23 protein-coding genes, 3 tRNA genes and 1 pseudogene are annotated in these 25,759 nt (G+C 40.7%); 10 read left to right on the top strand and 17 right to left on the bottom strand.

Annotation, left to right across the window (positions count from 1 at the left end; genetic code table 11):
* Positions 1-21 precede the first annotated feature (21 nt).
* The 8 genes from IEY48_RS14545 to IEY48_RS14510 all read right to left on the bottom strand — a co-directional run bounded on the left by IEY48_RS14545 (position 22) and on the right by IEY48_RS14510 (position 7,909).
* Positions 22-807 carry an alpha/beta fold hydrolase gene (locus IEY48_RS14545; RefSeq protein ID WP_188921550.1) on the bottom strand — a complete coding sequence of 262 codons (786 nt, stop codon included), beginning with the start codon at positions 805-807 and terminating at the stop codon, positions 22-24.
* Between the two features lie 90 nt (positions 808-897).
* Positions 898-1,752: a crotonase/enoyl-CoA hydratase family protein gene (locus IEY48_RS14540; protein WP_188921548.1), complete on the bottom strand. Its 855-nt coding sequence runs from the start codon at positions 1,750-1,752 to the stop codon at positions 898-900.
* Positions 1,753-1,762: 10 nt separating this feature from the next.
* On the bottom strand, positions 1,763-2,455 hold the full coding sequence (locus IEY48_RS14535; RefSeq protein ID WP_188921546.1) for a crotonase/enoyl-CoA hydratase family protein: 693 nt from the start codon (positions 2,453-2,455) through the stop codon (positions 1,763-1,765).
* Between the two features lie 29 nt (positions 2,456-2,484).
* Positions 2,485-3,384, bottom strand: a complete 900-nt coding sequence (locus IEY48_RS14530; protein ID WP_229786493.1) for a bile acid:sodium symporter family protein — start codon at positions 3,382-3,384, stop codon at positions 2,485-2,487.
* A gap of 84 nt (positions 3,385-3,468) precedes the next feature.
* The gene (locus tag IEY48_RS14525; protein ID WP_188921542.1) at positions 3,469-3,615 is read right to left on the bottom strand and encodes a hypothetical protein; all 147 of its coding nucleotides are present in this window, start codon (positions 3,613-3,615) and stop codon (positions 3,469-3,471) included.
* Positions 3,616-3,633: 18 nt separating this feature from the next.
* Entirely contained in the window at positions 3,634-4,581 is a 948-nt protein-coding gene (locus IEY48_RS14520; protein WP_188921540.1) for an alpha/beta fold hydrolase, read from the bottom strand.
* 56 nt (positions 4,582-4,637) lie between these two features.
* Entirely contained in the window at positions 4,638-5,300 is a 663-nt protein-coding gene (locus IEY48_RS14515; protein WP_188921538.1) for a nitroreductase, read from the bottom strand.
* Between the two features lie 170 nt (positions 5,301-5,470).
* On the bottom strand, positions 5,471-7,909 hold the full coding sequence (locus IEY48_RS14510; RefSeq protein ID WP_188921536.1) for a TonB-dependent receptor: 2,439 nt from the start codon (positions 7,907-7,909) through the stop codon (positions 5,471-5,473).
* 571 nt (positions 7,910-8,480) lie between these two features.
* On the opposite strand from IEY48_RS14510, the gene IEY48_RS14505 reads away from it, so the two are divergent.
* Positions 8,481-10,277, top strand: coding sequence for an acyl-CoA dehydrogenase C-terminal domain-containing protein (locus IEY48_RS14505; protein ID WP_188921534.1), 1,797 nt, complete (start codon positions 8,481-8,483; stop codon positions 10,275-10,277).
* Between the two features lie 297 nt (positions 10,278-10,574).
* Here IEY48_RS14505 and IEY48_RS14500 read toward each other — a convergent pair whose 3' ends face one another.
* Positions 10,575-10,784: a TOBE domain-containing protein gene (locus IEY48_RS14500; protein ID WP_188921531.1), complete on the bottom strand. Its 210-nt coding sequence runs from the start codon at positions 10,782-10,784 to the stop codon at positions 10,575-10,577.
* Between the two features lie 442 nt (positions 10,785-11,226).
* Between IEY48_RS14500 and IEY48_RS14495 the strand changes: the two genes are divergently transcribed.
* The gene (locus IEY48_RS14495) at positions 11,227-12,978 is read left to right on the top strand and encodes a DUF885 domain-containing protein (protein WP_188921530.1); all 1,752 of its coding nucleotides are present in this window, start codon (positions 11,227-11,229) and stop codon (positions 12,976-12,978) included.
* Positions 12,979-13,068: 90 nt separating this feature from the next.
* Here IEY48_RS14495 and IEY48_RS14490 read toward each other — a convergent pair.
* From IEY48_RS14490 to IEY48_RS14470, 5 genes and pseudogenes are all read right to left on the bottom strand, one after another.
* Positions 13,069-13,302: pseudogene (locus IEY48_RS14490) on the bottom strand (flavin oxidoreductase); the annotation flags it as partial.
* A gap of 441 nt (positions 13,303-13,743) precedes the next feature.
* Positions 13,744-13,820, bottom strand: a tRNA-Val gene (locus IEY48_RS14485).
* Positions 13,821-13,858: 38 nt separating this feature from the next.
* Positions 13,859-13,935 (bottom strand) — tRNA-Val (locus IEY48_RS14480).
* Positions 13,936-13,982: 47 nt separating this feature from the next.
* A tRNA-OTHER gene (locus IEY48_RS14475) sits at positions 13,983-14,082 on the bottom strand.
* 478 nt (positions 14,083-14,560) lie between these two features.
* Positions 14,561-15,922: an MATE family efflux transporter gene (locus IEY48_RS14470; RefSeq protein ID WP_188921528.1), complete on the bottom strand. Its 1,362-nt coding sequence runs from the start codon at positions 15,920-15,922 to the stop codon at positions 14,561-14,563.
* A gap of 28 nt (positions 15,923-15,950) precedes the next feature.
* Here IEY48_RS14470 and IEY48_RS14465 point away from each other — a divergent pair, with 28 nt between their 5' ends.
* Entirely contained in the window at positions 15,951-16,571 is a 621-nt protein-coding gene (locus IEY48_RS14465; RefSeq protein WP_188921526.1) for a riboflavin synthase subunit alpha, read from the top strand.
* Positions 16,572-16,630: 59 nt separating this feature from the next.
* Here the strand turns inward: IEY48_RS14465 and IEY48_RS14460 are convergent, their stop codons facing one another.
* On the bottom strand, positions 16,631-16,831 hold the full coding sequence (locus tag IEY48_RS14460; RefSeq protein WP_188921524.1) for a CPXCG motif-containing cysteine-rich protein: 201 nt from the start codon (positions 16,829-16,831) through the stop codon (positions 16,631-16,633).
* Between the two features lie 502 nt (positions 16,832-17,333).
* Here IEY48_RS14460 and thrS point away from each other — a divergent pair.
* From thrS to IEY48_RS14435, 5 genes are all read left to right on the top strand, one after another.
* Positions 17,334-19,262, top strand: a complete 1,929-nt coding sequence (gene thrS / locus IEY48_RS14455; RefSeq protein ID WP_188921521.1) for a threonine--tRNA ligase — start codon at positions 17,334-17,336, stop codon at positions 19,260-19,262.
* 3 nt (positions 19,263-19,265) lie between these two features.
* Entirely contained in the window at positions 19,266-19,808 is a 543-nt protein-coding gene (infC, locus tag IEY48_RS14450; RefSeq protein WP_248947833.1) for a translation initiation factor IF-3, read from the top strand.
* 83 nt (positions 19,809-19,891) lie between these two features.
* Positions 19,892-20,086 carry a 50S ribosomal protein L35 gene (rpmI, locus tag IEY48_RS14445; protein ID WP_011496149.1) on the top strand — a complete coding sequence of 65 codons (195 nt, stop codon included), beginning with the start codon at positions 19,892-19,894 and terminating at the stop codon, positions 20,084-20,086.
* Between the two features lie 18 nt (positions 20,087-20,104).
* Complete coding sequence (rplT, locus tag IEY48_RS14440) at positions 20,105-20,464, top strand: 50S ribosomal protein L20 (protein ID WP_011637486.1); 360 nt, start codon at positions 20,105-20,107, stop codon at positions 20,462-20,464.
* A gap of 228 nt (positions 20,465-20,692) precedes the next feature.
* Complete coding sequence (locus IEY48_RS14435) at positions 20,693-21,886, top strand: amino acid aminotransferase (RefSeq protein ID WP_188921519.1); 1,194 nt, start codon at positions 20,693-20,695, stop codon at positions 21,884-21,886.
* A gap of 120 nt (positions 21,887-22,006) precedes the next feature.
* On the opposite strand, the gene yvcK is transcribed toward IEY48_RS14435, so the two are convergent.
* Positions 22,007-22,948, bottom strand: coding sequence for a uridine diphosphate-N-acetylglucosamine-binding protein YvcK (gene yvcK / locus IEY48_RS14430; protein ID WP_188921517.1), 942 nt, complete (start codon positions 22,946-22,948; stop codon positions 22,007-22,009).
* A 256-nt stretch (positions 22,949-23,204) separates the two neighbouring features.
* Here yvcK and IEY48_RS14425 point away from each other — a divergent pair, with 256 nt between their 5' ends.
* Together IEY48_RS14425 and IEY48_RS14420 are read left to right on the top strand one after the other, a co-directional pair.
* On the top strand, positions 23,205-24,023 hold the full coding sequence (locus IEY48_RS14425; RefSeq protein WP_188921515.1) for a glucosaminidase domain-containing protein: 819 nt from the start codon (positions 23,205-23,207) through the stop codon (positions 24,021-24,023).
* The gene (locus IEY48_RS14420) at positions 24,016-24,657 is read left to right on the top strand and encodes a DUF2987 domain-containing protein (protein WP_188921513.1); all 642 of its coding nucleotides are present in this window, start codon (positions 24,016-24,018) and stop codon (positions 24,655-24,657) included. Before IEY48_RS14425 ends, IEY48_RS14420 begins: the two co-directional genes overlap by 8 nt.
* Before the next feature lie 71 nt (positions 24,658-24,728).
* Here IEY48_RS14420 and ttcA read toward each other — a convergent pair whose 3' ends face one another.
* A complete protein-coding gene (ttcA, locus tag IEY48_RS14415) occupies positions 24,729-25,673 on the bottom strand; it encodes a tRNA 2-thiocytidine(32) synthetase TtcA (RefSeq protein ID WP_188921511.1) in 945 nt (314 codons plus the stop codon).
* Positions 25,674-25,759: the final 86 nt, after the last annotated feature.

The raw sequence follows: 25,759 nt of genomic DNA, 5'->3' as shown, positions 1-25,759 counted from the left end.
ATCAACACTGACTATCGCTTGTTACCAATCTTTAATAATCTCTTTGACCATGGCAGCGGTGTTTTCAGGTTGCTCTAATGGGAACATATGGCCGCCTTTAGGCAAGGTCTGTAATTCAATATCATTGAGTTTGGCGAAACGCACAAAATGTTTAATCGGAAAGATATTGGTGTTTTCGCCGTAAATTAGTTTAGCAGGCACGGTGAGTTTGTTTTTGTATTTGACCAGGTTGGTCGGTAAATGCCGAAAAATATCGGCTTCAACGGCTGGGGAGAAGGTGAGTTCTAGGCGTTGATTTCGTGCAATCGAGCCTGAATGCACATAGTCTTGTAAACAACGTGGGTCGAAATTTTTAAACAAGGTCTTTTGTGAAAAATAATCAACTAAATTGGTATTTTCTGGCCATTGATGTTGACGTGTTTTCGCTTTACCCGCCGGAGATAATTTATCAATATAGGGCGTTCGTTTAATAACGCTTAACAAATGCGAAAATGCCCCTGTGACCACGGGTGGGTCTAACATCACTAACCCCCGGAATAATTCAGGATGTTGGCAGGCCGCGATAAAGGAAAGAACGCCACCAAAAGAGTGACCAACACAAATTACTGGCTCATGTTGTTTTTTAATAAATTCAACTAGCTCAGTAACAAGGTGTTGCCAGTTACTGTGAATGGGATACATCACGTTGTGACCAAATTGATTGTGGGCAACCGTGCGATAGTCTCCCTCAAATTGAGTTAAAAAGGTATTATAGCTTCCCGCGGGAAAGCCATTAGCATGCACTAGGTTAATTAATGGTTTAGTCATAATGTCTCTAAATGGTTGAACACTTTTTGCTATCAAATTAAATCATCTATAAAGCGTGTTAGTAGCAAAGAGTGCAATAATCCATAATGCTTAGAATATTTTTGATGGATCTATTTGAGTCAACTCAGCAAATTGTGGCTCGCGCTTTTGTGCTTTAGCTGTAAAGATTTCCATCATATCGTTTTGTGGTTGGAACATGCCGCTTTGCCAAACTGACATGTAATTTAAGCTGTCTGCCACACTATGGTCGCGGGCATAGTTGATCATCTCTTTACAACCAGCCACAGCCAAAGGCGAACGCGCCGCCATTTCTGCCGCCATGCCTAATACTGCATCAAGCATTGACTGATGGTCGTCATACACATGATTGACTAAACCAGCTTGTTTGGCTTCATCTGCAGGCATTCTGCGACCTGTGTAGGCAAGCTCTTTGACTAAACCGATAGAGATAAGCTTAGGCAAACGTTGTAATGTCCCGACATCGGCGGTCATGCCGAGTTTGGTTTCTTCGATACTGAAAAAGGCATCAATGGTGCAGTATCGGCAATCGGCGGCGGTGACCATATCTACCGCGCCGCCAATACAACCACCTTGAATGGCCATTAACACGGGCATACGCACAGATTCTAATACCGAGAAGCAGTCTTGCAATTTAAGCACTAAACGGCGTAATTGTTCATGCTTACGGCCCAACTCAATATTATCTGCGCCATTGTTGGCACTAAATACCGCGAGATCCATACCTGCACAAAAATGTTTACCGGTTGATGAAATCACAATGGCACGTGCAGCTGATTGATTATTTATCGTGTCAATGACTTGAGGAAACTCATGCCAAAAATCGACATTCATTGAGTTCAGTTCATCAGGACGATTAAGCACAATGTGGGCGACTTTGTTGTTAATCTCAACGGTGAGAGTGTTATAGCTTTCCTGCAGACTCATGGTGATATCCTTATACTATTTTTGTTGTTAATGCGTCATGTTCAATTGCAGCATCTAAGGCTGTTAAAATGTGCTGACGTTCTTTTAATTTTGTGCCGTGATGGGCTTTCATATTCAGTTGTTGCATTTGGCTTGCAACAGCAAGGCCGGTTTGCATGAGTTGTTCTGGCGCCACAACCTGATCCAAAAAGCCTGCGTTTACGGCGACTTCTGGGCTAAAAAGTTCAGCATTAATAACCGCTCGAGAGAGGTAATTAATAGGAATACGGTTACGGGCGATTTCAATGCCTGCCTGGTGCATTGTCATGCCGATAGCGACTTCGTTTAAGCCAATTTTAAACGCGCCACTACAGCCGATACGGTAATCACAGCTCAGTAATAAAAATGCGCCTTTAGCAATAGCATGACCGCTGCACACGCCAATAATGGGAGTAGGGAAAGCCAACATTCTGCGAGATAAACTCGAGCCTGCTGTGACCAACGCCATTGCCGCTTCTGGGCTTTGTTTCATGGTATTTAAATCGTATCCGCCCGACAAAATGCCGGGCTGACCAGTGAGTATTACCACAGCAGCTTGCTGCTCCGCATCATCAAGCGCGAGGTTTAATTGTGTAATGACCTCGGATGATATGGCATTTACCTTGCCATTATTGAGGCTAATGATATGGACATTATTTTCTATCGTTACATTGATTAATTGCATATTGCACCTAATGGGTTCGTTTATCGTTTTTAGTTTTCAACCACGGAGCGGGTTAACTGCTTCGCTTTTACGTACTTAGAGTTCAACATACCGACTAAAATACCCGCAGTAAATAGCATGGTAAGGGTGTAAATAGCGGGAGTGAACGACATTTTATAATTGGCGAGTAAGGTTAACGCCATAAACATAGATAAAGTACTGTTTTGGAGACCGACTTCGATGGTTATTGAGGTGCGTTGAGCAAAGTTGAGGCCAAAATATTTACTTGAGTAGTAGCCTAATAGCATGGTTGTGATATTGAGAATGACCGACACTGGCCCTGCAGCAATTAATGCGGGTATAACAATATCTTGTTGAATATACGTTAAAAAGATTATCAATAACGTGAGAAATAAAATACCAAATCGTGACACATGCACCTGAGTGCTTTGTGCGATTTTTGGCGCGTAGCGTCTTACCAACATGCCCAGTGCAATAGGCACAATAGTCAGTTTCATTAGGCTTATCATGGTTGCGATAATCGGTAACTGAAATTCACTGCCTTCACCCATAAAGTGGATCAATGAATAATTGAGCACCACGGGTATGGTAAACACCGTAATTAAACTGGCTACTGCGGTCATGGTGACCGACAAGGCAACGTCGGCTTTAGCCAGGTGCGAAAACATATTGGATGTGGTGCCACCTGGGCATAATACTAATAACATCACCCCTACGGCGTATTCAGGTTCTAACGGCATGATATTGGCTAATGCAAATCCAATGATAGGAAGCAGCAATAATTGGTTGGTTAAGCCGATGGCAACCGCTTTTGGGTATTTAACGACTCGCTTAAAATCATTAACCACTAACGATAAGCCCATTCCCATCATAATCAAAAAAATACACACAGGCATAATTTGCGTATTGACAAACGTTATCAGTTCCATATTGTCCATAATAACCTCTAGTAAGTCTTTCTTCGTTTAGGAAACATCCGTTTATAAACGTTATTCATCATTCATTGGGTAGGATTATCTAACCAGTAGGCGCTGCTGCGCTACCGGACAATACGGCTTAATAATTGTTGCTAAATTACTCGAGTTTGCCGGTGTATTGACGTTGTTGTTTAGCCATTGAATAACACAGACTAGATGTTGATTTTGTTGAAGAGTTTTCATAAAGCACCTTTGTGATTATTATTTTGATGAGTTTATAAATTCATTGATTGCCAGATTAACTGCATCAGGCTGTTCATGTTGGAGCCAGTGGCTGGTATTTGGAAATCGTTTGATGGTGCAATCTGGTACGTAATCCGTTAATCCATCTAGGTTTTCATTAACAAATGCCAAATCTAGTTCGCCCCAAAGGACCAGCGTTGGTATGTTTATTCGGATATTGGGGATTTTGATTTCATTGGTAGGCTTTACCTGAGAAGCGCTAGTAGTACGGTGCTCACCATTATCCTGTGCCTCCAGTGTTTCTTTGGCCGCCAGTTGTGGCATAGCGCGATAGTATTGCAGCATGCCATTGACCGCGCCAGGCTGTTGCCAAACTTGACGATATGAGGCGATAACGTCATCGGTAAAAAATGAGCCTTTATCGCACTGTAAAATGTTGTTCGTGAGGTAGTGGTAATTGTCCTGAGTTAATAAGTTTTCACAATCTTTGCCTATAAGCTGATGAATATAGGCACTTTTGTTACGTTGCTGTGGGTTGTTGATCATTTCGCGAGTAAAAGTGCTGGGGTGAGCCGCATTCAATATTACTAATTGTTGAAGAAGGTGGGGTTTAAACGCCGCTAATGGCCATGCTATGGCGCCACCCCAGTCATGTGCCACTAACGTGACGGGACGCTCTGGACTAAGCGCGGCAATCAATTTGCTCATTACACTTATTAGGTTAGGCAGGGCGTAAAAGTCAGTATTGTTAGGCTTATCACTGAGGTTATATCCTGGTAAATCTGGTGCGATAACCCGATAATGTTGACTAAAAAATGCTAGCTGCTTGTCCCATGTTCCCCAAAACTCAGGAAATCCATGTAAAAAGATGATTGTTTCTAGTGGTTGTTGAGCGGCTTTAGGGCCTGACTCAACATAATGAATATTGATATCATCGATTAGTATATGGTTATGCGTCAGTGTCATGTGTAATCTCAACATTCAATATCAATTAGCGTTAAGTCAGTTCAAGTTGCTGTCAGTTAGTCAAAAAATGCCACTGCCGTGTCTAAGGTTTCGCGCTCTGTACGGGTACGGTTAACTGCAGCTTCATCATCGGCATAGCCAAAAGACATCCCAAATAAAATGCCACGATCATCAGGCAGTTGAAGCACTTCACGGACAGGATCAGGAAATTGTCCTAATGCACCTTGCATACAATTAGACACGCCATGGTCAGCCATGATTAGCGATAAGGTTTGCGCATATATGCCTAAATCGACCGCACCCATAATGTCTAGGTATTTGTCCATAGTGAAAAATACCGCATGAGGGGCATCAAAAAACTGCCAATTACGCACCATCGCCATTTGACGGGCTTTTTTGTCTTCACGCGCGATACCGACTGAACTATACAGCGCATTCGCGGAACCGAACTGACGCTCACGATGAACGCCTTGATATTGTGGTAACCAATTAAAATCAGGATTGGGCGTGGCACCACTCATTAAGGTTTCGATAAATTTGGCTTTTAATTTGTCTTTAGTCGAGCCCGATACCACACAAGATTGCCAGGGTTGCACATTACAGTTTGATGGCGACAACTGCGCACTGGAAAAAATCTGTTTAAGTATATTTTCTGGGACGGGCTTATCTTGAAAGGCACGAACTGAATAGCGATTTTTTAATATAGATTCAATAGACATAGTGACAACTCTTATTGTGATTAATCATTCGGTTGATAGTGTTATTGGGTTACACAACGGTTAAAGTTAAAAATCTGCAGCATCAGCCATTGGTATTGCTGATACTGCAGAGTTTATGTTAAACATGTTTTTAAACTAATTATAAAACAATGCTTTAAACTAAGTTTAAATTAAAACTCGTAAGAAATATTTGCTCCAAAGGTGCGTGGTTGGTTTGGATAGCCATTAAAGCTACCTGCCTGAATTGGTGGTGGGAAAGCCGATAGTAGGTACTCATCATTGGTTAAGTTACGCACCCAAACCTGAACACTCACGCCATTATCAAACGCCAGGCCACTACTGGCGTTGACGGTATTCACTTCACGCGTTAATGACTCTGGTGTGTTTTCTGCTACTTTGACGTCGCTTTCATATAAATAGTCTGCGCGTACATAACCATTAGCGCCGTTAAACACTTCAAAGTTGTATACCATACCTGCAGAAATACTCACTTCGTGTATACCAGCAGGTTGCTCACCAGACAGATCAACAGGGCCATCTAAACCCGATGCGCCTTCAAATGAGTCGTAAACTGGATCAAGGAAGGTACCCGCTAAGGTCACTGACCAGTCGTCGGTGATGTTGTAGTTTGAATCGAACTCAAACCCTTGAGTACTTTGCTTACCTGCATTGGCTAACACATAGCCGGTGCCGATAAAGATAGAAGACTGAAACCCTTCAATGGTTTGGTCAAAGATCGTGGCGTTAAACGAGCCGTTTTCAAATTGAGTTTTGATGCCAATTTCATACACCATTGCTTCTTCTGGTGAGGCGTATCGACCACCATACACCTGATTGGGTTGCTCAATGCCAGCAGTTGCCAATGCATCTTGATCTGTGGCAAATGGGCTTGAGTAACGTGACAAGTTCCAAGATGAGGCTTTAAAACCTGTGGCAGCAGTAGCAAACACGTTGATATTATCGTTAATTTCGTAAGCTAAACGCAGTGACCAGGTGGTTTTGCTGTCGTCTGTTTTATTGTTTTCAACACTGTTGGGGAGGCCTAACATTGGCGGTAAAAACTGTAGGCTTTCTAGTGTCGGTACTGCGGGTGCTAATGTAGGAATGCTGCCAATCGGTACACCATAAAGAGTCAATTCGTTTTCAAGATCTAGCGATGAAAACACATCAGTATTATTTTGAGAAATCTTAAGCTCTTTTTGGTCATTGGTATAACTCACCCCAAAGATGGCGGTAAATTGATCGTTAATGTGGTAATCGAAACTGGCAAATAATGAGTAAGCATCATTTTCTTGTTCAAAATCAGAACTAACAGATGAAGTATTTGAAAAGAACGTACCTGGGGCAATACCATATACACCCTCAACACCTTCGAGTAATCCTGGTGCGCCACCAGCAGCCATTAGCACATCAAAATAATTACGAATGTCATTGCCGTAATACAAGGTGTCACCAGTGGTGACTTCTTCATGAAAAATATAAGCACCAAACATCCATTCAAATGTGCGTTCGCCTGTTGAGGCTAAGCGAAATTCTTGGGTCATGGTGTCAATATCGGTATATCCGCCCTCAGTCAAAATGTCTAAGGTGGTGTAGTCAACATCATTCATAAAGTCCGATTCGTTATTACGTATCGCACTAATTGAGGTAAATGCATATCCCTCAAAATCAATATCTATCTGAAATGACACGCCGCCATCTTTAACATTGTTGATTGGGTCAGAGTTAAGGGTAGATTGATAGGCAAACGAACTGGTTTCGTCCAGATCCATGCCTCCTAAAGCGAGAACAGCTGCAGTAGTTGGGCCATTAATCGAGTTTTCGACCGTACAGCAAGCTTCTTCTATTTCACTGTAATCGGCAATAAGGCGCAGTTTTACATCATCTGTAGGTTCGTAAAGTGCCTGGCCGCGTACATTCCAGCGATCACGGTCGTTAACATCGTCTAAGCCAGATACCGACTCTGTGTAACCATCACGAGTGTTAAACCCACCAGACACACTAAAGGCTAAGTTATCGTTGATGCCATTAGTGTAATAACCTTTCATCACTTTTTGATTAAAATTACCAATGCCGGCTTCAATTTTCCCGTGTTCATAATAAGAAGGTTCACGCGTTGTCACACTAATTACACCAGCTGAAGCATTTTTACCAAATAGGGTACTTTGTGGCCCACTTAATACTTCTATTTGCTGCAGCCTTGGTAAATCACCAATTTGAGCTGCGGCGCGAGAGCGATATACACCGTCAATAAATACCCCAACAGAGGGTTCAATCCCGGTATTGTTTGTTCCGTTGCCAAAACCTCGGATGGCAAAATTGGTATTGGTTGAACGTTGAAGTGGGGTAACACGTAAGGTAGGTACTAAGGTTTGAAGATCATCGATGTCCATGACCTTAGCCTGCTCAATGGCTTTGCTGCTTACCACGGTCACGGCAACAGGAGATTCTTGTAATCCTTTTGCACGTTTAGAGGCGGTAACTATAATGCGTTCCATATCCTCTTCTTGCTTCACTTCTTCTTCAGCAGCCATTGCAGAAGAACTAAGCACCCCAAAAACCGCAAGCGAAAGAATAGAGTATTTGAAAATCTGTGATTTATTATTCATTTATTTCCCCAGATAAAGACTAATCGTTATTAAACAAGCTAACTAATACGTTGAATTACCAAAGATATATACGACGCTTAAGCGTTCTTGTTTGTGATTTATAAATATCGATCTTTGTAAAACAGCTTTATTCAATAACAACAAGGGGGAACCTTCAGGTACTGGTTTTCTTAACGAAATTTTTCCTGAAAATACGAAATTACCACTTATAGTGAACAATTAACCGCAAATTCATGCTAGGACGAGTCGCAACATTAAACAAATCAATTATTTTAATATGCAACTATTCATTTAAAGAATAGCGCGTCAGTAAACTAGTGTTTTTACTCAAATTTTGTTCAAATGAAGCATTGCTATTAGCTTTAGGGGTGTTACAAACACATATTTAGCTAAGTGTCTGGAGTCCTTGCTACTGCTACACTATAAATATGGCGAATGTGTACATATAATTAATATGCATTTGGATAATACTTGCGGTTCACTTAGCATCAGAGTTAACCCTTTTATAGTTGATTAGATTTGGTCAACTTTTTTATATGCAATTGGACTGATAAATACCTGGAGAGCAACAATGCCTGAATACAAAGCCCCTGTTCGTGATGTGAAATTTGTGATGCAAGAATTGCTCAACTGTGAGCAACATTACCAACGTTTAGGTTATGACGATGCAAGCCTAGATATGGTTGATGCCATTATTGTTGAAGCTGCAAAACTCACAGAAGAAGTGGTTGCACCATTAAATCAAATTGGTGATCAACAAGGATGCACATGGAATGACGGCGTTGTGACTACACCAGATGGATTTAAACAAGCCTATGACCAGTATGTTGAAGGTGGTTGGCCGACATTATCTCAGTCAGAAGAATTTGGTGGCCAGGGTCTACCTCACTCATTGAATATCAGCATTGCAGAATTGTTTTCAAGTGCTAACCACAGTTTTGCCATGTACCCGGGCCTTAGCCATGGTGCCTTAGCCACCATTGAAGCTCACGGCACCGATGCACAAAAACAACAATTTATGCCAAACCTTGTTGAAGGTAAGTGGACTGGCACTATGTGTCTAACCGAGCCACATTGTGGTACAGACCTCGGCATGCTGCGTACTAAAGCAGAACTGAATGACGATGGCAGTTACTCATTAACGGGCACTAAAATCTTTATTTCAGCCGGTGAACATGATTTGTCTGATAATATTGTTCATATCGTTATTGCCCGTATTCCAGGCTCTCCTGAAGGCAATAAAGGCATTTCATTATTTATTGTGCCTAAATTTAATGTTAATGATGACGGCACTATAGCAGATCGCAATGGTGTAAATTGTGGTTCGATTGAACACAAAATGGGGATTAATGGTAACGCGACGTGTGTGATTAACTTCGACGGCGCTAAAGGTCACCTTATTGGCGAACCTAACCGCGGCTTAAAATGCATGTTTACCTTTATGAATGCAGCCCGTATTGGCGTTGCAAGCGAAGGTGTTGCGGCGGCTGAAGCTTCATTTCAAGGCGCATTGGCCTACGCTAAAGACCGTTTGCAAATGCGCTCAATTAGCGGCGTAAAGAACCCAAATGGCCCTGCAGATCCGATTATTGTTCACCCTGATGTGCGTAGAATGTTACTGACTCAAAAATCTATTGCAGAAGGCGGCCGTGCGTTAGTGTCTTATTTAGCGCAATTGGTGGATATTGGCCATGCTGAAAAAGATGAGGCTATTAAAGCAGACGCTGAAACCAAACTGGCTTTATTAACGCCTATTGCTAAAGCCTTTTTATCTGAGCTAGGTTTTGAATGTACCAGCCACGGCGTACAAGTATTTGGCGGACATGGCTTTATTAAAGAGTGGGGCATGGAACAGCTAATGCGCGACACTAAAATTAGTTGTCTCTATGAAGGGACAACAGGTGTTCAGGCATTAGATTTGTTAGCCCGTAAAATTATTGGTACTCAAGGTGAAGTATTAAAGCCATTTTCTAAAGATGTGACTGTATTTTGTCAGCAAAATATGGATAACCCAGCCATGGCTGAGTTTATTAAACCTATCATGGCTTACGCAAAAGAATGGCATGAAATTACTGTATTGATTGGTGGTAAAGCCATGAAGAATCCTGATGAAATTGGTGGTGCATCGGTTGATTACTTAATGTATGCCGGTTACGTCACACTCGCATTCTTCTGGGCTAAAATGGCTAAAGTTGCGCAAGATAAACTGGCCGCTGGCACCACAGAAACTGCTTTCTATGAAGCTAAAATCAAAACCGCACAATTCTATATGCAGCGTATGTTACCAAGAGCGAAAGGTCATGCGGCGTGTATTGCTAATGGTGTTGATTCAATGATGGCGCTAGACAGTGAAGACTTTGTTTTTTAATCGATAATTAACACTGTGTTGTCATAGGTAATGGCAAACAGCTATTGCCTCAATAAAATCGTAACGTGATGCGTTGCGATTTTTTTTGCCTTCATTTTGGAAAATTCATATCTAGAATAAGGGCAATGAATTCAGCTTAATGATATCGGCCGTAATGCTTGGTGCCGTTTGACGAACCAAAGGCAATAAAAAAGTCCTGTTGTTTGCTTAACATTAGCAAGACAAAGGACTCATTGAGAATATATTGCATGATTGAGTAAGCTAACCGTGAAAGGACAGCTCGTTTCTACATAACAATTAATCTACAGCTAGCATCACGGTTGACGCTTTAATAATCGCGTATGTTGTTGAGCCTACTTTCAAATCTAGTGATTTTACAGCTTGGTTAGTGATAATCGAAGCAATTTGCTCACCACCCGATAATTCAATGGTCACCTCAGAATTAACCGCACCAGTTTCGATAGATTTAACCGTTCCTTTAAGCTGATTTCTAGCACTTATTTTCATGTTGTCTCCGTTAAGGTTTATGAGTGATGTAACCAGTATTTCCAATACTTCAAATCATTGTAGTCTTAATGATTACTGAATTAGTGATTTATATATCAAAACAATAGCATAGGTCACACTTTTTATTTATATAATCGGTAAGCAAACTATTTAAACCCTATAATAAATCAACAAGTTAAACCACAGCTTAAGTGATAATTAGGTGATAAACACAGAGCAAATCAGCATTTGTTTTACGATAAGGCCTGTTTATTTAGTCTGTAGTCATCAACAAGATCAATTTCGGACACAGTCAACCTAAAAAGCGCATACAAACCTGAGCATAAGACATAAATTGTAACCAATTCGTTACTTATCTTAGCCTGTAAACCTTGTCGTGGAGCTTACTTCTTGGGTAATTCCGGTATAGTGAGACTTTATTTATCAAAAAGGGACTTGGACAATGTCAGGCAAAGTGCTCAGTTCAATCATTCCATTGCTTGTATTACTTCCAATGACGGCTACTGCCGATTCTTGGGTTGATGTGAGTAATCAGTACACAAATAAACAAATCGAACTCACCACCGAGTTCCAACCAGAAATGGCCAGCTCGATAGGCATTGTTGAAGCAGATAAACAGTGCAGTAACATTAGTCAGGCACAACAAGATAAGTATTTAACGACTCTTAAAGCCAGTAAAAAGACGTTGCTCGCTGCACTAAAAACCGAAACTTTACTGCCTGTACGTCAAGATTTGAATATTATTATTGATAATATTGACCAAACGATTGCTACCTCAACATTAGACGACAAAAACATGCTGCCTTGGGTTGATGTGCCCTTGATTATCTTTAGAGGCGTGTCAGCGTTATTAGATGGTCAAATGCCAGAAACACGTAAACACGCGGCGATAACTCGTTTAGCCTGTTATGTTGGTAAAACCGGTCAACCTGCATTAACCAAACAAGCGCAAACCCTATTTGAAGCGGCGCTGACAAATAACAAATTGCTTGGCCCCACCAAAGAAGAAGTTGAACAAGCACTGGGCAGAACCGATAAATTACTTGAAGGTTTACAGCAACTATTTGCCGAGCATAAGCTCTCTAAAGCAGAAGGCGATTTAGCACTGTTAAGCCAACAAATCAGCGATTTCCGTCAATGGGCACAAAAAACGGTTATTCCGCACACCCGTAGCGATTATCGTTTACCCGCTGACATCTATGCGTTAAAACTCAAAAATGTCGGAATCGATATTGATCCTAATTTGTTGATTGAGCGCGCTAAAGCCAGTTATATGATCACTAAAGCCAATATGCAGGCTTTGGCACCTTTGGTGGCGAAAAAGTTTGATATGCCTTCAACTGATTACCGCGATGTCATCAAACTACTCAAACAGAATTCGTTAGCAAATGATAAAATTGAAGATCATTACCGTCAAATTAACAGTAAATTAGAGACAATTATCAGCGCGCAACAGGTGGTCGATTTACCTAAGCGTAATATGATTATGCGCTTAGCGACAGAAGCTGAGGCCTCTGGCAGCCCAGCACCGCATATGCAACCACCCCCGTTTATTGGTAATACGGGTGAGCAAGGTCAATTTATTCTCACCACGGGTAATCCTGCATTAACGGGTGACGCCGCCTATGATGATTTTAACTTTGATGCTGTAGCTTACACATTAAGTGCTCATGAGGGGCGACCAGGCCATGAGTTACAATTTGCGGTAATGTTAGAGCAAGGCGTGTCTTTAGCCCGCGTGTATTATGCGTTTAACAGTGTGAATGTTGAGGGGTGGGCACTTTACGCTGAAGCTGAAATGCTGCCATATTTACCCATTGAAGGACAGTTGATTGCCTTACAGCATCGTTTATTACGCAATGCCCGTGCAATGTTAGACCCTATGCTAAACCTTGGGCTAACCACCAAAGAGCAGGCTTATCATTTGTTGAGTGAAGATGTGGTGTTTTCAAAAGCGGCTGTTAAGCAAGAAGTCGACCGTTACACCATGCGCATGCCAGGGCAAGCCGGCAGTTACTTTTATGGATTATCACGATTACTTGAGATCAGAGCGGATGTTGAGTTAGCCCTAGGCGATAAATTTGATCGTTTAGCCTTTAATAACTTTGTATTAGAGCAAGGCTTAATTCCACCAAACTTAATGGCAGAAGCGGTTAAAGCTCGCTTTATTACGCCAGCGGAAAAGGTTAATTAACCTGAATTAGGGTTAGGCCTTAATTAAAAATATCCCATTCAAATTTAATTTGAATGGGATATTTTATTTTTAGGACTATAAAAGCCAAGGTCATTTTTTGGCGTAAGGTAAGCGCGCTAATTGAGTCGTTGTGTGATAACTATCAAGGCCAGAGATAGCGACAGTATCAATGGCGTGTAAATCAATAAAACCATCTGCTTTAACCGCATTTTTATCCACATACACATCTATGATTTCACCTATTACTAATTCGGTTCCATTCACGGCTAAATGTTGATGCTCTACCAGCTTAACGGAATACTTTAGTTGGCTTTGTTTTACAAAAGAGTTTATTTTTCGTGGACTGAGAAAGGCTTATCTTAATAAAAAATACGTGGCTTATTCAGTTAAATATAATTACCAATGCTTTCAGAGATAGGTGGTGTTAGCAAAATGTTGAGAGCTGGCTACTGGCAGCAAACAATTAACTTCAGCGCCTTTTAGGGTAGTGTTCAGCTTAAAAGTTTCAAAAACCAACTTGTGCCAACATTTTTGGCACGAAATGGGCACAAAATTGCAAAAACGCACTTTTATGAGGTCACAGTAACAAATTTTGATTGCGTGATTAAAGCTTCACTAAGCGGTGAGCTGTGGTAGGTGGTGTTTGAATATTTTTGTAACTTTCGGGGTTTAGGCACGAATTATTTTGTTTAGGCACAACATCAACTAAATATAAATTCAGTATTATTTATAATTTGATGTTTTTCAAAGAATTAAATCAAGAAATGGTACACCCGAGTGGACTCGAACCACCGACCCCTACCATGTCAAGGTAGTGCTCTAACCAGCTGAGCTACGGGTGTATTGTATGAATTTCAATGTTTAGACTCTTTGAAAAGAGTGGTACACCCGAGTGGACTCGAACCACCGACCCCTACCATGTCAAGGTAGTGCTCTAACCAGCTGAGCTACGGGTGTATTGTTTACTTTTAATAAAATCTCACTGTTTAAACTCTGTGAAAGAGTGGTACACCTGAGTGGACTTCTCTTTGTTAGAGAATACCGACCCCTACCGCCAGCTTTCAAAAGAGTAGGTAGTGCTCTAACCAGCTGAGCTACGGGTGTATTGTTTACTTTGTAAAATCTCACTGTTTAAACTCTGTGAAAGAGTGGTACACCTGAGTGGACTTCTCTTTGTTAGAGAATACCGACCTCTACCGCCAGCTTTCAAAAGAGTAGGTAGTGCTTCTCTTTTTAGCAGCTGAGCTACGGGTGTATTGTTTACTTTTAATAAAATCTCACTGTTTAAACTCTGTGAAAGAGTGGTACACCCCAGTGGACTTCTATTATTTTAACAGAATACCGACACTTACCATTCGCTTTTGTAAAGAGTGTAGTGCTTTTCTTTTCACCAGCTGAGTTACGGGTGCTTTGTTTGAAGTAAACATTAATAACGTTTTGCTTCAAAGCGGTCGCTATAGTAAGTGGGATAGGCGGTTGCTTGCAAGCAAAAAAATCATTTTTCTGCCTAAATGGTGATTTGCTGTGCAACTTGATTCAAGCTTAGGCAATCCGTTGCCAATAACCTTGTAAAACAGCTACCTTAACCCACTAATTGAAATTTAGCGCCGTGCTTTTGAATATACTTTAAACGAATAGCAAACAATATTGCCGCAACCGTTAACCCTGCGATTAAACCAATCCAAAATCCATGTGCACCAATCGGCTCCACAATGATGTTGGTATAACCTAAAATATACCCGGTCGACATTCCTACAAACCAATATGAAAATAATGTGATGTAAAAGGCACTGCGGGTGTCTTTATAACCTCGCAATGCGCCAGCGGCTACCACTTGGATTGAATCTGATATTTGGTAAAAGGCTGCCAGCATCATTAAGCTGCCCGCTAAGGCAACGACTTCAGGGTTGTCGTTATAAAGCAAAGCGATTTCATGTCTAAAAGTTACCGTTAATAATGCCGTACAAACCGCCAATAATAGCGATAGCCCTAATCCCACCCTTGCTACTAATGCTGCTATTTGTGGCTGATTACGACCCAGATAGTAACCAATACGAATTGAAACCGCTATACCAATAGATAATGGCAGCATAAATACAATAGATGAAAAGTTAAGTGCAATTTGATGGCTAGCAACAACATTTGCCCCTAAAGGTGCGAGAAAAAGTGCAATAACAGCAAATAGACTCACTTCAAAAAACAAAGCCATGGCGATTGGCATACCCAGTTTGATCATTGACCACATACTGGCTAAATGTGGACGGTAAAACTGATGAAATGGCTTAAGTTCTTTAAATGTCTTATCAACTAACATATAAACAATCATGGCAACTAACATGGCCCAAAAAACAATCGCTGTTGCTACGCCACATCCGGCTCCGCCCATCGCGGGTATCCCAAAGCCACCATATATAAACACATAGTTAGCTGGAATATTTACCGCCAAGCCAACAAAACCAATCACCATGGTTGGCATAGTGTAAGAAATACCTTCACTGCAGCCTCGCAGTACTTGATAGAGCACAAAGGCGGGGGCGCCCCACAATATTGCATCGATATAACCTACGGTTAATGCTTGTAATTGCGGTTCTAAATGCATCAAATCGAGTAAATAAGTAGAGGATGCGAGAAAGATCATCACCCCAATAGCACCAATTATGGCAATATAACCGGCTTGAAATATAAGTGATGGGATGACTTGTTGATTATTTGCACCATGATGTTGTGAAAACACTGGCGTGAAAGACATTAACAACCCTTGAACAAATAAAATGGCAGGTAACCATAAGCTGGTACCCACAGCCACTGCGGCCATATCAACTGCACTAACACGACCCGCCATAACGGTATCAATAAATCCCATCATGGTTTGGGTTACTTGTGCAATAAGTACCGGAAGCGCCAAATTGATTAAGCGCTTAACTTGAAAACCTGTATTATTCATTAAAAAGCCTATAACGGAACGAGAAAATATGTTTACTGGTATCGTACAAGCCACTTGCCAAGTGGTTTCTATTCACAAGCAAGCGGGTCTGAAAACATTTGAAGTCGAAATGACACCAGAATTGACCCAAGGGTTAGTGACGGGAGCAAGTGTTGCTAATAATGGCGTCTGCCTGACCGTAACAAAGGTGGTAAATGATAAGGTTTTCTTTGATGTAATGGAAGAAACATTAGCGTTAACAAATCTGGGTCAACTTAGTGTGGGTGATGCGGTAAACATTGAACGTTCATTAACGTATGGTACTGAAATTGGTGGTCATATTATATCGGGGCATGTCCATACTCAAGCGACAGTAAAAGCAGTCAGTAATACTGCTGAACATTATAATATTGAGCTACAGGTCGACCCGCATTGGATGAATTATATCTTTTATAAAGGCTTTGTCGGTATAAACGGCTGTAGCTTAACGGTAGGTAAGATAAGTGAAGATGGCTTTATACTGCATTTAATTCCTGAAACACTAAAACTAACCAATTTAGGTCACTATAAAGCCGGTGACAAATTCAATATTGAAATTGACAGTCAAACGCAAGTTATCGTTGACACGGTAGAGCGCGTACTCGCTAAAAAGCAATTACTCAATAACTGACGCTAAACCATTTTTATTAGCTTACAACATTGGTTGGCATTACGGCTTATGTTTGTAAGCTAATAGATTTGCTCATCATCAGAGTCAACATGCAATTCAATCATCCGCCGATTATCATCTAAATGCATGCGGATATGAATAGGATTACAACAAATTCTGCAGTCATCATAATATTCTTGATCACCCGCGCTGGCATCTAAAGTGACATGTTGGTTGTGCCCACAGTGCGGGCAACTAATTGTGCGTGATAATAATCTCATGTAACTCTCTCCCACAGAGGTATTGATAAACACAGTATAGTGAGAATATTTTAATGTGGATCAGCCATAAGGTTGATTTGCTTTACGGTGAATATTTTTGTTCTAAATTTACTTATATAGAAGAATTATACTGTAAGCTTCTAAATATTATGTTTTTTACTGCTGATTTTATTTAACTCAAAATTCATCAACTGTCATTTTTTTGATGAGTTATAGATTTTCTTCTGTCTAATTATCTGTAAATATTTGAGTTTTTTATTGTTAATTTTTTAACGTTATTCACAAATATTTTTCATTTTTTCGATTTGTTATAAATATATTCCAAATTGACCTTTGTATGGTTGCGCCACAAAGTGCTTATCACATAGAATAACTGTCTACGTTTCTGGGTAACTAAGACTCCTGTACTGTCTTGATTTCATTAACGTGTCATTCGTTCAACTGAACATACTTTATTACCATGTGGCCCTACGTGTGGGTCACCACTGGACAAGGACATTTCATGCCTATTATTACACTGCCTGATGGCAGCAAACGCGAGTTTGCCAACCCTGTATCAACCCTTGATGTTGCATTAGACATTGGCCCTGGTTTAGCCAAGGCTTGTATCGCTGGCCGTGTAAACGGTGAGCTTAAAGATGCAACAGACTTAATCACTGCAGATTCAGAGTTAGCTATCATTACGGCTAAAGACGACGAGGGTGTTGAAATCCTTCGCCATTCTTGTGCGCATTTATTAGGTCACGCGATCAAACAAATGTGGCCAGAAACAAAAATGGCTATTGGCCCTGTTATCGACAACGGTTTTTATTACGACATCGATTTAGAGCACAAGTTAACTCAAGAAGATATTGATGCGCTTGAAAAGCGTATGCAACAGTTAGCTAAAACCAATTATGACGTGGTAAAAAAAGTCGTATCTTGGCAACAAGCGCGTGATGCATTCAGTGAGCGCGGTGAAGAATATAAGATTGCCATTTTGGATGAGAACATCAGTCAAGATGCGACTCCAGCACTATATCATCACGAAGAATATATCGATATGTGTCGTGGCCCGCATGTACCTAACATGCGTTTTTGCCAACACTTCAAATTAATGAGTGTAGCCGGGGCTTACTGGCGTGGTAATTCAGACAACAAGATGTTGCAACGTATATACGGAACAGCATGGGCAGACAAAAAGGCACTTAAAACTCACTTAGTGCGTTTAGAAGAAGCCGCCAAGCGTGACCATCGTAAAATTGGTAAGCAGCTAGATTTATATCATATGCAAGAAGAAGCACCTGGTATGGTGTTTTGGCATAACGATGGTTGGAGCTTATTCCTAGAGCTAGAAAAATTTATCCGTCAAAAGCTAGGTCAATACACTTATCAAGAAGTGAAAGGCCCATTAATGATGGATCGTTCTTTATGGGAACGTTCTGGCCACTGGGACAAATATGCAGATGCGATGTTCACGACCAGCAGTGAAAGCCGCGAATATGCTATTAAACCAATGAACTGTCCAGGCCACGTACAGATCTTTAACCAAGGGTTAAAGTCTTACCGTGATTTGCCACTACGTATGGCAGAGTTTGGTTGTTGTCACCGTAATGAACCATCGGGCTCATTGCACGGTTTAATGCGCGTGCGTGGTTTTACTCAAGATGACGCTCACGTATTTTGTACCGACGAACAAGTACAACAAGAAGTGAGCGCATGTATCCAAATGGTATATGACACTTACGCCACATTTGGTTTTGAAAACATTGTCGTTAAATTATCAACGCGCCCAGAAAAGCGTATTGGTGATGACGATATGTGGGACCGTGCAGAAGAAGCACTTAAGCAAGCTTTAGCCGCAAATAATATTGAATTTGAAATATTACCAGGCGAAGGCGCGTTTTATGGCCCCAAAATCGAATTTACCTTACACGACTGTTTAGATCGTGCATGGCAATGTGGTACAGTACAGCTCGATTACGCATTACCTTCGCGTTTAGGTGCTACTTATGTCGCTGAAGACAACAGTCGCCAGACGCCAGTAATGATCCATCGTGCTATTTTAGGCTCATTAGAGCGCTTCTTAGGCATTTTGATAGAAGAATACGCAGGTAAATTCCCAACATGGCTTGCTCCAATGCAGGTCGTTGTGATGAATATTACCGACAAACAAGCTGATTATGTGGAAGATATTGTAAAATTCTTCAAAGATCAGGGTATTCGAGCATCTTTTGACTTGAGGAATGAGAAAATAGGCTTTAAAATACGCGAACACACACTAAGACGTGTGCCTTATTTGTTGGTCGTTGGTGATCAAGAAATGGAAAATAAGGAAGTCGCGGTGCGTACACGTGATGGTGTCGATTTAGGCAAGTTAAAATTAGAAGATTTCGCCTCTATGATACGTCAACAAATTTCGCTCCGTAGTCTCAAATTGTTGGAGGAATAGGTCATAAAGATCAAAAGAACAGCAGGGCGACAGCCAGCCCCTAATAGAATCAATGAAGAAATCACTGGTGTTCCTGAAGTCCGTTTATCGGATTTGGAAGGTGAAGCAATTGGTATCGTTAGCATTAAAGAAGCTCAGAGTATTGCAGATGAAGCAGGTGTTGATCTCGTAGAGATTAGCCCTAATGCTGAGCCTCCGGTCTGTCGCATAATGGACTACGGTAAGTTCCTTTTTGATAAAGCTAAGGCTCAAAAGGAACAAAAGAAGAAGCAGAAACAGGTCCAGGTTAAGGAAATAAAATTCCGTCCAGGCACTGATGAAAACGACTATCAGGTAAAACTACGCAACCTGATTCGTTTTCTAGAAGATGGGGACAAAGCGAAGATTACGCTGCGTTTCCGTGGTCGCGAAATGGCACACCAAAACCTAGGTATGGATCTTTTGAACCGTATTAAGGCTGATTTGGAAGAGTATGCGGTTGTCGAATCTTTCCCGAAAATGGAAGGTCGTCAAGCAATTATGGTGCTAGCACCTAAAAAGAAATAGTAGGGCAACCTAAAAGTAGCAAAAGTCTCTTGAGGCTTTTGCTCGCCTTACGTTTATTAACGTCCCAATGCGGAGTTTTAGAAATGCCTAAAATGAAAACAGACAAGGGTGTAGCGAAGCGTTTTAAGAAAACCGCTAATGGTTTCAAGCGCAAGCAAGCACACTTACGTCACATTTTGACCAAGAAGAGCACTAAGCGTAAGCGTCACTTACGTGCTAAATGTTTAGTTGCTAAGTCTGATGTGCCAGCAATTGCACGTCAACTACCATACGCTTAATTAAAGGAGAGATAAACAATGCCTAGAGTTAAGCGTGGTGTAACCGCTCGTGCTCGTCACAAGAAAGTACTTAAACTAGCTAAAGGTTATTATGGCGCTCGTAGCCGTACTTACCGTGTTGCTGTTCAAGCAGTAACTAAAGCTGGTCAATATGCTTACCGTGACCGTCGTCAGAAAAAACGTCAATTCCGTCAATTATGGATTGCACGTATTAATGCGGCTTCACGTCAAAATGGTCTGTCTTACAGCCGTTTCATCAACGGTCTGAAAAAGGCGTCTATCGAAATCGATCGTAAGATTTTGGCTGACATCGCTGTATTCGACAAAGTTGTATTTGCAACTTTAGTTGAAAAAGCAAAAGAAGCATTAACTAAGTAATTAGTGAAACGCTTTGGAAAAAGGAACCTTATGGTTCCTTTTTTTATATCTGCTTTTTGTATAAACCACCTATTAATGCTCAAACAGCCAAAGTTGCGTCAATATTGCTAATATTTATAGCAATTACGTGATTTTGTCTCAACAATCAAAAAACTCACTACTCAGCTTGCCCATAGAGTGGTATAACTAAGCAAAATTCGTCTCATCACCTTACTTAGGATAGTTGTAATGATCTTTTCTCAAGTCACTCTTGCTCCAGCAGACCCCATTTTAGGCTTAACCGATGCGTTCAAAGCCGATACTCGTGCTCATAAAGTCAATTTAGGCGTAGGTATTTACAAAGATGAAGCAGGACAAACTCCTGTGTTGTCATCAGTTAAAAAAGCGGAAGCTATTTTATTGGAGACAGAAAAGACTAAGAACTACCTAGGTATTGAAGGTGTTCAAGCATATAACCAGGTTGTTCAAGGTTTATTGTTTGGTGAAGACAGTACCATCATTACCGATAAACGTGCCGCAACAGCACAAGCGCCAGGCGGAACAGGTGCATTACGCGTAGCCTCTGAATTTTTAGTGCGTAACACTAAATCGACAACTATTTGGGTCAGTAATCCTACCTGGGCTAACCATAATAATATTTTTGAAACAGCCGGTTTAACGGTTAAACAGTATCGTTACTATAAAGCTGAAACTCATGATATGGATTTTGAAGCCATGCTAGCGGATCTTGAGCAAGCTCAAGCCGGTGATGTAGTGCTTCTGCATGGGTGTTGTCATAACCCAACCGGTATCGATTTATCTTTAGCTCAATGGCAACAAGTGGCTCAAGTATGTTTAGCTAAAGAGTTATTACCGTTATTTGATTTTGCTTATCAAGGTTTTGGTGCAGGTATTGATGAAGATGCCCAAGGTTTACGCGCTGTCGCAGCTGTCGTACCGGAATTACTTATTGCCAACTCTTTTTCTAAAAACTTTGGCTTATACAATGAACGTATTGGCGCAGTGACTGTGGTTACTGAAGATGAGCAAACAGCCACGAATAGCTTTAGCCAAATTAAAAAGAATATCCGTGCAAATTACTCTAATCCTCCAGCACATGGTGGATTAATTGTCAGCACTATTTTGTCTGATGATGCATTACGACAAGAATGGGAAGCTGAGTTAACTGAAATGCGTCAACGTATCGCAGAAATGCGCACATTGTTTGTCGACAGTTTAAAAGCCGAAGGTGTTGAGCAAGACTTTAGTTTTATCTCACGTCAAAACGGTATGTTTAGTTTTTCAGGGTTGAATAAACAGCAAGTTGCACGTTTAAAAGATGAATTTGCAATTTACATTGTTGGCTCTGGCCGTATTAGCGTTGCAGGCTTAACCAAAAACAATATGCCAGCGGTGTGTAAGGCAATCGCACAAGTACTGTAATAGTGAATCTTTGATTTGCTCCAAGCTCAACATAATAAAGGCTGCTACTGCAGCCTTTATTATTACATCTAATCGTTATCACTCGCTTTGCAAAATACACTCATACCACAGACTGCATGATTAACTGCACCTTAGTAAATGTAATTGCGCTAATCTGAAGTGACAAACTTCTTCAATCGCATCCGCTAAGGCTTGTTTGTCGTGAAGCCCCGGATGATGATCACTCATTAATGGGAATTGATTAAATCTTACCTCATGGCTGTAATGGCTGGCGAGTTGAGGTGTAGTGCCATGTTGAATCACATCCGCAATAACATTTTTACCAATAACCTGGTTAAACCAAACAATTTTATCTTCAATACTAAACGTACTGGCAGGCGAGTACTCTGCAGTTAAATTATCAATTAATACCACGTGTGCATTTGCTTTGCGAATACTGTTGGCTATTTCAGGTAATAACAATGGTGGCATTATACTGGTTAAAAAACTGCCGGGACCAAGAATGATTAATTGCGCTTGTTCAATGGCTGCGCAGGCTTCTGATGTTGCTTGAACTTCAGGCTCAAGTGTTAATGCAATGGGGGCTTCTTTCATGCCATCAACATTTAACTCTCCAAACACTTTATTACCACAATGGCTCAGTGCCACTAAGTGCGTTGAAGCTTCTGACATTGGAATGATTGAAGTTTCAATTTTTAACAAACCACGGATTAAATTAATCGCTTCAAGCGGGCGAACACACAATTGATCAAGAGCATGTAACACCACATTACCTAAGTTATGCCCTGATAGTTCATTGTTGCCAGTAAAGCGATGATCAAACAACATGCTACCTAATGAGGGTCTATGCGCAAGATGAGATAAACAATTACGTAAATCTCCCCAAGCAATGGTTTGCTGATCTTGTCGAAGCCTTCCGGTAGACCCACCATTATCAGTTGTCGCAACAATACCTGTTAATCGTGGACCCAACGAAGACAAAGAAGCTAATATTGTGCCTAAACCATGCCCGCCACCAATGGCTACCACATGATTAAAAGACGTTAATTTTTGATTCAACATAGGTTTTCTCTAAATCCTTGAGCTGTTGAATGGAAGATGACATATCGATAACCAAATATGACTCTTTTACATCGTTCGATTTTACCTGTTTCATGTCATCAAAGTGTAATTAATTTTATGGTTTCGTGATCCTAGGGTTATCATGATCGGCTATAAATTTTTGTAATTCATAATCCTGTGGCTTTACTGCATCATCAGTTATTTATGGTTATAATTACCTTAGTATTTTAATAATTTATCTCACAGGCAGGTCAATTTGAAGATAGGCAATATTGGTCAAATCACATTTGCGTTAGGATTAGCTGTCTTTGCATTATTGGCAATCAGGCTGTTTATTATTCCACAAACTGCGCAAAGCCCTGAAAGAACGCTACTTGGTCATCTGCACAATATTGACTTAGGGGAAATGCCCGAGTTTGCCAATATAAATGACATACCGACTAAAAAAGTCACCTTCTTCAAATATTTGCGGCCAGCCATTGAAGCGCAAAATCAAATCATCATACATGAACGTCAATTTGTTTTAGCGATAATTGAACAGATTGATAATGGTATTGGGTTAAGCTCAGCAGATGAGCAACGTTTACAGTCTATTGTTGATAAATACCAATATGATGTGAAATCATTTACCAGTAGTACATTAAATCCTTTACTCAAACGGATTGATATTATTCCGGTAAATATGGTGCTTGTACAAGCGGCCAATGAAAGCGGTTGGGGCAGTTCACGCTTCGCTACAGAAGGATTTAATTTTTTTGGACAATGGTGCTTTACTGAAGGTTGTGGCTTAGTGCCAACATCACGTGATCAAGGTAAAACCCATGAGGTCGCGGTATTCGACTCACCAAAAGATTCGATTATTGCCTATATGATCAATTTAAACACCCATTCAGCATACCGTCTTTTTCGCTCCATTAGATCTGATTTAAGGGAACAAAAAATTAAACCGACCGCAGAAAAACTTGTCTTCGGTTTGGTTAATTATTCAGAACGTAAACACGAGTACATCGATGAACTTCTTGAAATGCTAAAACATAACAAACCATACCTAACAGGAACTAAAGCCAATGCGTAGTCGTCCGCTCATTAACGGATTCATTTTTCTTTCATCCCTTTTAATCACTAGTAACAGTATTGCAGAAACCGTTTCTTTAGAATACGTAGGCTTTTATGACCGTTTAAAGCAAGTGAATAAACAAAATTACCAACTTGTTGAGCTTGCCTTTAGTGTACCTATTACTTCAGACTGCACCATAAAGTCTGGCAGTATCACCACAGAAAATGCGACATATCCTCTCACTTATACAAAGCAGCAACGACTGTTTATCCCGTTTGATGCGCAGTTAAAGTCTGATCGCGGTTTGGTTAATATTGAAGTTGCGGGTGATGCAAGCCAATGTGCGATAGCGATGCAGGTACGTGCTCGTGAAACACAGCAACACTATACTCAGTCACAATTATTAGCCCTTAATACAGACATGAATCGTTTGTTAGATGGTTTACAAGGTTTTCCGATGAAGTATTTTAGAAAACCCATTGATGGTATCAGTTTCGATTTTTCCGACTCAAATGTGAGCGTGACAATTGATGGTAAAGAGCAAAAAATTGCTAAAAAATTGACTCTCGATCTTGAACAGATTAACCGATTAACGCGGCTAGATTTTAGCACTAAACCCAGTGTCGTTAGCCCATTGGTATTAAATCATTAACGTTTAACTAAGCTCTTGTGAATAAAAAAATGGCGTTGTAATTGCAACGCCATTTTTATTTAGTGCTTTGCTTATGGCTTAAATGTTGCCACAACATCGATACGGTTACTGACATCTAAATTGATATGACCGTTATTATTGATATCAACAAAATCAAAAGCAGGTAAATCTGCATCTGCCACATCGCCTTTATTATCAGCATCAGGGTTTCGCATGAGTGAGATAAAATCAAACTGCTCACGGTCAACACCCTGAGAAGGCGCGGTATTTTGCATCGCTGTAAAAATAGTTTCTAAACGCCCAGGTGCTTGTTTGTCCCAAAGCTTAAGCATATTTTTAATCTCGCCACGCTTAAGGTTTTCTTGTGAACCACACAAGTTACACGGAATAATCGGGAACTCTTTAAGATCTGAATACGCTTCAATGTCTTTTTCACGGCAATACGCTAATGGACGGATAACCATATTGGCACCATCATCAGACAACAATTTAGGTGGCATCGCTTTGAGTTTGCCACCATAAAACATGTTTAAAAACATTGTCTCTATAATGTCATCGCGATGATGGCCTAAAGCAATTTTAGTTGCACCAATGTGCTGTGCAAAACCATATAAAGTACCGCGACGTAATCTTGAACATAATGAACACGTCGTTTTACCTTCTGGAATTTTTTCTTTAACGATTGAATAAGTGTCTTTTTCGAGGATATGATACGCCACACCTAACTTATCTAAATAAGCAGGTAAAATATCTTCAGGAAAGCCTGGTTGTTTTTGGTCTAGATTTACGGCAACAATTTCAAATTTAATTGGAGCACGTTGTTGAAGGTTCATTAAAATATCTAGCATAGTGTAACTGTCTTTACCGCCAGACAAACAACACATAACACGATCGCCATCTTCAATCATGTTGTAATCAGCAATCGCAGAACCGACTTCACGTCTTAGACGTTTTTGCAGTTTATTCATGCGAGTAATATTTTTTTTAGCGAGTGTTTCGACTTCAACGTCAGACATAAAAATGCGCCCAGTAACCAAGTGTTTCAGGGCGCGTATTATTCCAGTAATCGAGGGCAGGGTAAAGGGTTTACCTTACTCTATGT

The organism is Shewanella saliphila (assembly GCF_014648295.1).
In the GTDB taxonomy this organism is placed as follows: domain Bacteria; phylum Pseudomonadota; class Gammaproteobacteria; order Enterobacterales; family Shewanellaceae; genus Shewanella; species Shewanella saliphila.
Note: the sequence above shows the minus strand (reverse complement) of the source record. Positions and strands in the feature narration are given on the sequence as shown.